A 9,107-nucleotide genomic window follows, 5' to 3' on the forward strand; every position below is an offset into this window, starting at 1 on the left:
GACAAGATCGTGTTCCGGCCGATCGTCGATTCGACGGTGCGGCTTGCCGGTCTGAAATCGGGCGGGCTCGACCTGATCGAGCGCGTGCTCGCGACCGACATCAAGGATGTCCGCGCCGATCCGAACTTGACGCTCTCGACCGCGATCGAGCTGGGCTATCAGGGCATCACCCTCAACATCGGCCACGACAAGAATAAAGGCCCGCTCAGCCAGTCCGCCAAGGTGCGGCAGGCCCTCGATCTGTCGATCGACCGCGAGGCCCTCAACCAGGTGGTGTTCAATGGCGAGTTCAAGCCGGGCAACCAATGGGTCAACCCGGAGCACCGCTATTACCAGGCCGCATTTCCGGTCCGCCCGCGCGACGTCGAAAAGGCCAAGGCGTTGCTGAACGAGGCTGGCGTCACGACGCCCGTGACGGTCGACTTCATGGTGCCGAAAGGTCCCGAGCTCGAGGCGGTCGCGCAGGTCGTGCAGTCGATGGCGGCGGAAGCCGGCTTCGATATGAAGATCCGGGTGACCGAGCTTGCGACCTCGCTGCAGCAGGCGGAGGCCGGCAACTACCAGGCCTACCTCTTGCGCTGGAGCGGCCGGATCGACCCGGACGGCAATTCCTATTCGTTCATGCACAGCAACGCGCCGTTGAACTACAGCGCCTGGAACAACGCGGAGGCCGACAAGGCGCTCGATGACGCGCGGCTCGTGAGCGATCCGGCGGAGCGCAAGCAAATCTACGAAAAGCTGACGAAGACCGAGATGGAGGAGGAGCCGATTCTCTACCTCTTCCACTACAAGCTCTTGATCGTGCATACGACCCAGCTCCAGGGCTACAAGCAGATGCCGGACGGGCTCGTGCGCGTGGTCGGGTTGAAGCTGAAGTGAGCGAGATTGGCATCGGCGCTCTCTCCCCTCCCTCCCCCCTTGCGGGGGAGGGTCGGGGTGGGGGGTGCCACAAGCGCAGAGTCCCGTTGGGTTACCCCCCTCCCTGTCCCTCCCCCGCAAGGGGGGAGGGAACGATGTGGCGGCACCGCGCCGTTGATCTGATGGCGAACCCGCTAATCCTCCGGTGCGCCGTATGCTGAGCTTCCTCGCGCGCCGCCTGGTCCAGCTCGTGCCGACGCTCCTGTTCGTGTCGATCCTTATCTTCTCCCTGCAGCATCTGCTGCCGGGCGACCCGGCGCTCGTCATGGCCGGCGAGGAGCACGACCCCGCCGTGATCGAGCAGATCCGCAGGCAATACCACCTCGATCAGGCGATTCCGGTGCAATACGCCTATTGGCTCAAAGGCGTGCTGTCGGGCGACCTCGGCGAGTCCCTGCGCATCAAGATGCCGGTCCTCGACCTGATCGCGCAGAAGCTCCCGGTCACGTTGCAGCTCGCCGCGATGGCGATCGTGATCGCGCTGCTGATCGGCATCCCCGCCGGCATCGTCTCGGCGGTGAAGAAGGGCACCGCCTGGGACTATGGCGCGAACCTGTTCGCGCTGTGGGGCATCTCGACGCCGAACTTCTGGCTCGGGATCATGCTGATCTTCCTGTTCTCGATCGAGCTCGGCTGGCTGCCGGCCTCCGGCTATGTGCCGCTCGGCGAGAACTGGCGCGCGAGCCTCGCCTCGACCATCATGCCGGCCTTCGTGCTCGGCAACGCCATCTCCGCCATCCTGATGCGGCATACCCGCAGCGCCATGCTGCAGGTGCTGGAGAGCGACTATGTCCGCACCGCGCGCGCCAAGGGGCTTTCCGAGCGCTCGGTGATCCTCAAGCATGCCATGCGCAACGCGCTGACGCCGGTGATCACGCTCGGCGCGCTCGAGCTCGGCACGCTGTTGTCGGGCGCCGTGCTGACCGAGCAGATCTTCTCGGTGCCCGGCTTCGGCAAGCTGATCGTCGACGCCGTGTTCAACCGCGACTATGCCGTGGTGCAGGGCGTGGTGCTGGTGACCGCGACCGTCTACATCACGCTGAACCTGATCGCCGACGTCGCCTACATCCTCGTCAATCCGCGCCTGAGGGGATGAGGCCGCATGACCGACGCTGCGCTCCCCGCCATCCCCCTCGCCGGCTCAGACGACGAAATGGAGAGCCCGGCACGGCGGGCGCTGCGGCGGCTGTTCAAGCGGAAGGGCGCCGTGGTGGCGCTCGCCGTCATCGTCGGCTTCGTCCTGCTCGCCTTGCTCGCGCCGTGGGTCGCGCCCCATGATCCGCTCGCCACGAGCTGGACGGCGGTGCGCAAGCCGCCGTCGGCGTCGCACTGGTTCGGCACCGACGAGCTCGGGCGCGACGTGCTCGCCCGCGTCATCTACGGTGCGCGCGCCTCGCTTCTCGCCGGCGCGATCTCGGTGGCGATTGCGCTCTCGATCGGCGTGCCGCTCGGGCTCGTGTCGGGCTATCGGGGCGGCTTCGTCGACGCCCTGATCAGCCGCATCACCGATGCGATGCTGGCGTGCCCGTTCCTGATCCTCGCGATCGCGCTGGCCGCCTTTCTCGGGCCGAGCCTGACGGATGCCATGATCGCGATCGGCATTTCGACGACTCCCGTCTTCATTCGCCTGACGCGCGGCCAGGTGATGAGCGTCAAGGTCGAGGACTATGTCGAGGCGGCGCGTGCGATGGGCAATCCGCCCTGGCGGATCGCGCTGTTCCACATCCTGCCCAACATCCTGCCGGCGCTCTTAGTGCAGATGACGTTGTCGATCGCAGCCGCGATCATCGCCGAGGCGGCGTTGTCGTTCCTGGGCTTGGGCCAGCAGCCGCCCGCGCCGTCCTGGGGCAGCATGCTCAATGCCGCGCAACGATTCCTCATCAACGCACCATGGATGGCGGTCTGGCCGGGACTTGCGATCTTCCTGGTCGTGCTGTCGTTCAACCTGCTCGGCGATGGCCTGCGCGACGCGCTGGACCCGCGGGCTAGGTAGCGCTCAAATCACCACTTCCCGCAGCACGCGCCGGCAGTCCATCTCGTATTCGAGATCGATCACCGGCGGCCGTGCGAAATGCCAGGTCAGGCCCGAGCGGCTCGCGCCGCGGCGGACCAGTTCTTCGGCGGCAACAGCATGGAAATCGTGCACCGTGTAAGCCTGGACGGCCGTCGTATCTTGCCAGCCGAAGCCGAAGGCTTCCATGCGGCTTTCCATCTCGCGCGTGGTGAAGCGCACCTTCTCCTTCATCCCGTCCGGGCTCGTGTCGCGGTAGCGCACGATCCGCTCGGGATAGCTGCCGGCGCCGCCGCGCGCCTCGGCACCACCGGCGACGACGAAGCTCGGCGACACGCTCATGGCCGCCCGGGTGAAAGAGAAGGCGAAGAACGACGGCTCGGAAGGCGGATCGATCTCGGGACAGACATTGCTGCGCGCCACCGGATTGGTGGTGCCGTCATAGATGCCCCATGCCGCCAGTGTCTTGACATAGTGCTGGTTGAACTCGAAGAAAGCCTGCTCGGTGAACGCGGCCGGCGAGCGGAGCTCGCAGGCACAAAACGCGGTCAGCGGCCGCCCCGCGGCCTTGATATAGTCTGCGGCCTCGGCAAAACCCTCGGCGAGCGGCGTCAGGCGGTCGAAGCGCACGCGCTCGATCTCGAAGCCTGCATGCGCGGCGGCGCCGCTCGAATACTGGAACACGGCCGGAATGAAGCGGTAGTTTCCCGCGGCGAAATCGCGCGTGATCACGAGCCCTGCTCCAGTTGCATGCGGACACCCTTGCCGCCATTGAGCAATCGTCTGAGATGGAAGCCGGCCAGCGTATCATCGGCATGCAGGCCGACCAGCGCGGCGAAAGCCGGCATCGCGGCCACGTCGCCAGCCTCGAGCTTGGCGAAGGCTTCGCAATATTGCGCCGCCGCGGACTGCGCGAGCGCCGCGGCCGGCAGCGGCTCGAAGGCGCGCAGCGGCTCGCTGCGCCCGCGCAGCAGGAGATCGCCGACCGGCCTGCCGCTGAAATTATCGGCCGCGGTCGCAACCGTCGCGCTGACGCACACCCGCGTGCCCAGGAACTTGTTGGCCGTCTCCAGCCGCGCCGCCGTGTTGATGGTGTCGCCATAGGCGGTGTAGTCGAAGAAGCGCTTGCCGCCGAAATTGCCGACCAATGCGGGGCCGGCATGCACGCCGATGCGGGTGGCGCCGAAATTGATGCCCTTGTCCTTCCAGCGCACGCGAAAATCCTGCGCCCAGGCGTCCAGGTCCTGCGCGCAGGCGATCGCGCGCGTCGCATAATCGGGCTGCTCGCCCGGGGCGTTGAACAGCACCTGGACCGCGTCGCCGATCACCTTGGCGACCGTCCCCTCGTGCGAGAACACCACATCGGTCATGCCGCCGACATATTCGTTGAGCAGCTCGCCCAGCACTTCCGGCGCCGCGGTCTCGACCAGCGAGGTGAAGCTCGTGATGTCGGTGAAGATCGCCGCGACCTCGCGCCAATGCACCTCCATGCCATCACTCTCGCCGCTCGAGGCAAGACGGCTCGCGATCTGCGGCGAGAAATAGCGCGACAGCGAGGCGTGCGCCCGCTCCGCCTCGGCCTGCCGGTGGCGGGCCTCGCGCAGCATCTCGACATGGCGGATGGTCTTGTCGATGGTGAGCTCGAGATCGCCGAAGTCGATCGGCTTGGTGAGGAAATCGAACGCACCGCGGTTCATCGCGGTGCGGATGTTGCTCATGTCGCCATAGGCCGAGACGATGACGGTCGACTTCTTGTCTTCGGCGGCCTGCAGCTTCTCCAGCAGCGTCAGCCCGTCCATGCGCGGCATGTTGATATCGGACACCACCATGTCGATGTGGGGGTGCTGCTCGAGCGCCTGCAGCGCCTCGATACCATCCCGCGCGAAGATGAATTCGACCTTGCGCTCGCGGATCTGCCGGCGGAACATCTGCTGGATCAGCTCCGCGAGGTCGGCCTCGTCATCGACGAACAGGATGGTGGCGCTCATGCGGCCTGCCCAAGCCGGCTGTCGATCTCGTGGCGCAGCAGCGCGAAGTCGAGCGGCTTGGTCAGGAGGGCGACCGCGCCGCGCTCGATCGCTTTCCTGCGGGTGTCCGCGTCGCCATAGGCCGTGATCATGATGACCGGCACGTCCGGCCGCCGCGCGCGCAATTCGGGCAGCATCTCGAGCCCGCTCATGCCGGGCATGTTGATGTCGGACAGCACCAGGATCAGGGTCGGATCGGCCAGCTCGGCGGCACGCGCCAGCGCAGCCGTGGCCGATGGCGCGAACGCCATCAGGAAGCGGCCGGCGCGCAGGTCGCGCCGGAACTGCTGGCGGAACAACACCTCGACGTCCGGCTCGTCATCGACGACCAGGATGTACACGTTCATGGCCGGCCTCCCGTATCGGTTTGCGCCGGCAGCGTCCGCGGCAATGTGATGATGAACTCGGTGAACGCATCCGGCTCGGTCTCGACGTCGATCCGGCCGCCATGCTGCTTCACCACGATGTCGTGACTCATCGACAGGCCGAGCCCGGTGCCCTCGCCGGCCGGCTTGGTGGTGAAGAACGGATTGAACATCTTCTCCCGCACGTCCTTGGGGATGCCGGTGCCGTTGTCGCGGATGCGGATCTCCACCTGGTCGCCGAGATTTTTGGTGCTCGCGCGCAAGGTGGATTCGAAACCATCGCCGACGCGCGCCTTGCGCTTGCCGGAAGCATAGAAACCGTTCGAGATCAGGTTGAGGAGCACCCGGGTGATTTCCTGCGGATACAAGTCGACGGTGCCGGCAGCCGGATCGTAGGCGCGCTCCAACGTAACGTTGAAGCCCGGCCGCTCGGCCCGCGCGCCATGATAGGCAAGGTTGAGGCTCTCCTCGACGATGGCGTTGATATCGGCCGCCCGGTGCTCGCCTGAGCCTTCGCGCGAATGCAGCAGCATGTTCTTGACGATGGAATCGGCGCGCCGGCCATGCTGCACGATCTTCTCCAGATTGCCCTTCAGCATCGCCGTCAGCTCGTCGATCTCCTCCCGCATCTTGCCGTCGACATGGGCCGCCTTCACCGCATCGGTGAGCTCCTCGACCAGCTCGGAAGACACGGCCGAGAAGTTGTTGACGAAGTTCAGCGGATTCTTGATCTCGTGCGCGATGCCGGCCGTGAGCTGGCCGAGCGAGGCCAGCTTCTCGGTCTGGATCAGGCGGTCCTGCGCGGCGTGCAGATCCTGAAGCGATTGCGACAGCTCCCTGGTCCGCAGCTCAACCTTGTTCTCGAGGTCGGCATAGGATTCTTGAAGACGCGCCCCCATGTCGTTGAATTGATTGGCCAATCCTTCCAGCTCGTCGCCGGTCCCAATCGCGATGCGCTGGGAGAAATCGCCACCGCCGATGCGCTCGGCGCCGGCGCGCAGCACCTGGATCGGGCCGACCATGCGCCGGGCCAGAAACATGCCGGCCAGCATGGCAAAAACCAGGGCGGCGAGCAGCACGGCGGCAAGCCGCCCGAGCGCGGTGTAGAGCGAGGCGTAGGCCTCCTCCACCGGCAGCTCGACAAACATGATCCAGGGCAGCGGCGAAACCGGCGCCGCGGCCGTCAGCACCTGCCGTCCCTGGATGTTCTTTGCGCCCTCGAAGTTCTCATCGCCGTCGGCGTTGCCGGCCAATGCCGCCTGCACCTGCGGCAGCTTGGACATGTCGATGTTGCGCAGCACCAAGCTGATGTCGGGATGTGCGATCAACCGGCCCTGGGCGTCGACCACATAGGCCTGGCCGTGCTGGCCGACCTTGATCTGGGAGATCACGTCCCAGATCAGCTTCAGATTGACCTCGGCGATGCTGACGCCGGCATCCTTGCGGCTGCCTGCGACCGCCAGCGTCATGTAGGGCTCCGACTCCCGGCGGAAATAGACCGGCCCGAAATAGACCTTGTGCGCCATCGCCTCGGTGAATTTCGGATCGTTGGAAAGATCAAGTCCGCTGTCGAGCACGTCCTCCGCGAGCCGCGACACCCGCAACCGCTCCTTGCCGGAGGAATCGACCTGGGCAAGCTCGGTGATCGCAGGTATCTGGCGCAACAGCCTGAGTGCGTCGAACCGCCGCTGCTCGATCGAGCCGGCCGACCATGGCAGCTGCACGGTCCATCCGAGCTGGCCCTCGATCTCCTTGACGAAGTGGCCGATCCTGGCCGCCGCAGCGACCGCCTGGTGATGCTGGATCCGGATCAGCGCCGCCTTGTGCTGGCGATAGTAGAGGATGGCCTCGAAGACGCCGTTGCAGAGCAGCGCGATCCCGACCACCACGACGAACAGGGCGACATATTTGGTGAACAGCCGGCCCCGGATGCTGCCCGATGGAGCGCGCGGCTTCGCGCCCGCCCCGGCGAAGGTGCGGCCCTCGGGCATGTCGCGGTGGAGCGAGATGGTCATCCCGCACATTTAGCAGGAAGGGCTCGCCTTGTCTTGCGGCTCACTCCAGGACTTCGTCGGCAAGTGCCAGCAAATTCGGGGGAATTTCGAGCCCCATGGCCCTGGCGGTCTTCAGGTTCACCACCAGCGGATAGCGGGTCGGCTCCTCGAACGGCAGATCGCCGGGGTTTGCCCCCTTGAAGATGCGATCGACCAGGGCTGCGGCGCGATCGAAGGATTCCCCAATGTCGGGCCCGTAGGACATCAGCCCGCCGTCGCGGGCCAGGAAATCATATTCGTAGATCGCGGGCAGCTTCCTCGCCGCGGCAAACTCGAACACACGCTTGCGGTTGAGATTGGTCAGGGAGTCCGTGACCATGAGAATGGCATCCGGGTGCTCGGCCTTCATCGCGGCGAAGGCCTCCTCGAAATCGTCGGGCTCGGCGACGCCGAGGGCCTGGACCGAGAATCCCATCGCCTCCGCGGATTTCGCCGATGTCGCGTAGCGCTGCGTCATGCCAAGGTCGTCCTTGTTCCAGAGCATCGCGACCTTCCTCAATTTCGGCGACAGCTCCTTCAGCAGCGATAGCCGCTTGGTGCTCAGCATCGCCGCGACGTCGGAAATGCCGGTGAGGTTGCCGCCCGGATGGGCCTGGCTCTGGATCAGGCCGGTCGCAACGGGATCGCCGAGACCGACCGCGGCGACGATCGGAATCCCGATCGCCTTCGCTGCGACCGCGGTCGGATAGCCGATGATGATGATGGCGTCCGCGCCGCGCGACTTCAGCTCGGCCAGCATCGGCGCAATTTTCGCCACATCGCCCATTGGACATAGCGAGTCGTAGATCAGGTTCTGACCGACGACATAGCCATATTTGGCCATCGCCTTGATGATGATGTCGCCGAACGGCGAGCCCTCGGGCATGGGAAAGGCAGGATTCATCGCCGCAAGCCGATAGGTCCTCGGTGCCGCATCGGCTTTCGAGCCGAGCAGCGCAGCGGCGCCGAGCACACTCAAGAATTCGCGTCGCCTCATCCGCCTCTCCCGTGCCCGGGCGCCCTCGCAGCAACGCCCGTGGCATGCAAGATACTACTGAACGGGCCGAAACGAGGCTAGCTCAAGGCAGGCTCGCGAAAGCTTGACCCGAGTTGATCAGGTCGGCTTGAGCTGCTGCCCTCCGAGCTCGTAGTCGGCGATATCCTTGGTCCGCTGCGAGGTCGCGTTCGCCCGGTGATCCGTCGCGATCGCGACATAGACGGCCGGCAGCACGAACAGCGTGAACAGCGTGCCGATCGACATGCCCGCGACCACCACGAGCCCGATCGAGAAGCGGCTCGCCGCACCCGCGCCGGAAGCGGTCAACAGCGGAATGAGGCCGGTCACCATCGCCGCCGTCGTCATCAGGATCGGACGGAGCCGGATCCGCGCCGCCATCTCGATCGCCGAGCGCTTGTCGAGCCCCTCGTTGAGCTGCAGCTCGTTGGCGAACTCCACCATCAGGATGCCGTGCTTGGTGATGAGACCAATCAACGTCAACAGACCAACCTTTGTGTAAATGTTCATGGTCGCGACGCCGAAGAACAGCGGGATCAGCGCGCCCACCATCGCCATTGGCACGCTGATGAGGATCACCGCTGGATCTCGCAGACTCTCGAACTGTGCGGCCAGAACCAGGAAGATAATGATAACCGCGAAACCAATGGTAATGAGAAGTGCATTGCCTTCCTGCACATATTGCCGGGAGTCGGCGAGGTAATCGTGGCTGAAGCCGGCCGGCAGCTTCTTGGCCTC

9 protein-coding genes are annotated in these 9,107 nt (G+C 65.5%); 3 read left to right on the forward strand and 6 right to left on the reverse strand.

The features are described from left to right. The 3 genes from JOY90_RS14280 to JOY90_RS14290 form a co-directional block, all read left to right on the forward strand. On the forward strand, positions 1 to 879 hold an 879-nt coding region (locus tag JOY90_RS14280; protein ID WP_291691765.1), incomplete at its 5' end, for an ABC transporter substrate-binding protein. 193 nt (positions 880 to 1,072) lie between these two features. Next, entirely contained in the window at positions 1,073 to 2,014 is a 942-nt protein-coding gene (locus JOY90_RS14285; protein WP_291691766.1) for an ABC transporter permease, read from the forward strand. A gap of 6 nt (positions 2,015 to 2,020) precedes the next feature. After that, complete coding sequence (locus tag JOY90_RS14290) at positions 2,021 to 2,911, forward strand: ABC transporter permease (RefSeq protein WP_291691767.1); 891 nt, start codon at positions 2,021 to 2,023, stop codon at positions 2,909 to 2,911. A gap of 3 nt (positions 2,912 to 2,914) precedes the next feature. Here the strand turns inward: JOY90_RS14290 and JOY90_RS14295 are convergent, their stop codons facing one another. The 6 genes from JOY90_RS14295 to JOY90_RS14320 form a co-directional block, all read right to left on the reverse strand. Next, entirely contained in the window at positions 2,915 to 3,658 is a 744-nt protein-coding gene (locus tag JOY90_RS14295) for a hypothetical protein (protein WP_291691773.1), read from the reverse strand. Continuing rightward, positions 3,658 to 4,917 (reverse strand): adenylate/guanylate cyclase domain-containing protein, encoded by a 1,260-nt coding sequence (locus JOY90_RS14300; protein WP_291691768.1) that lies wholly within the window; start codon positions 4,915 to 4,917, stop codon positions 3,658 to 3,660. The genes JOY90_RS14295 and JOY90_RS14300 overlap by 1 nt, the downstream gene beginning before the upstream one ends. Further along, the gene (locus tag JOY90_RS14305; protein WP_291691769.1) at positions 4,914 to 5,303 is read right to left on the reverse strand and encodes a response regulator; all 390 of its coding nucleotides are present in this window, start codon (positions 5,301 to 5,303) and stop codon (positions 4,914 to 4,916) included. Before JOY90_RS14305 ends, JOY90_RS14300 begins: the two co-directional genes overlap by 4 nt. Continuing rightward, positions 5,300 to 7,336, reverse strand: a complete 2,037-nt coding sequence (locus JOY90_RS14310; RefSeq protein WP_291691770.1) for an ATP-binding protein — start codon at positions 7,334 to 7,336, stop codon at positions 5,300 to 5,302. Before JOY90_RS14310 ends, JOY90_RS14305 begins: the two co-directional genes overlap by 4 nt. Before the next feature lie 40 nt (positions 7,337 to 7,376). Next, complete coding sequence (locus JOY90_RS14315; protein ID WP_291691771.1) at positions 7,377 to 8,351, reverse strand: ABC transporter substrate-binding protein; 975 nt, start codon at positions 8,349 to 8,351, stop codon at positions 7,377 to 7,379. 117 nt (positions 8,352 to 8,468) lie between these two features. After that, positions 8,469 to 9,107 (reverse strand): efflux RND transporter permease subunit (locus JOY90_RS14320; protein WP_291691772.1); only part of this gene is annotated, 639 nt, incomplete at its 5' end.

This window comes from Bradyrhizobium sp., from assembly GCF_019242285.1.
Taxonomy (GTDB): Bacteria; Pseudomonadota; Alphaproteobacteria; order Rhizobiales; family Xanthobacteraceae; genus Bradyrhizobium.

Excerpts from the sequence above, each read along its gene's own strand:
- JOY90_RS14300 (WP_291691768.1), bottom strand. The coding sequence starts at position 4,917 with ATGAGCGCCACCATCCTGTTCGTCGATGACGAGGCCGACCTCGCGGAG.
- JOY90_RS14315 (WP_291691771.1), bottom strand. The coding sequence starts at position 8,351 with ATGAGGCGACGCGAATTCTTGAGTGTGCTCGGCGCCGCTGCGCTGCTC.
- JOY90_RS14305 (WP_291691769.1), bottom strand. The coding sequence starts at position 5,303 with ATGAACGTGTACATCCTGGTCGTCGATGACGAGCCGGACGTCGAGGTG.
- JOY90_RS14285 (WP_291691766.1), top strand. The coding sequence starts at position 1,073 with ATGCTGAGCTTCCTCGCGCGCCGCCTGGTCCAGCTCGTGCCGACGCTC.
- JOY90_RS14290 (WP_291691767.1), top strand. The coding sequence starts at position 2,021 with ATGACCGACGCTGCGCTCCCCGCCATCCCCCTCGCCGGCTCAGACGAC.
- JOY90_RS14310 (WP_291691770.1), bottom strand. The coding sequence starts at position 7,336 with ATGACCATCTCGCTCCACCGCGACATGCCCGAGGGCCGCACCTTCGCC.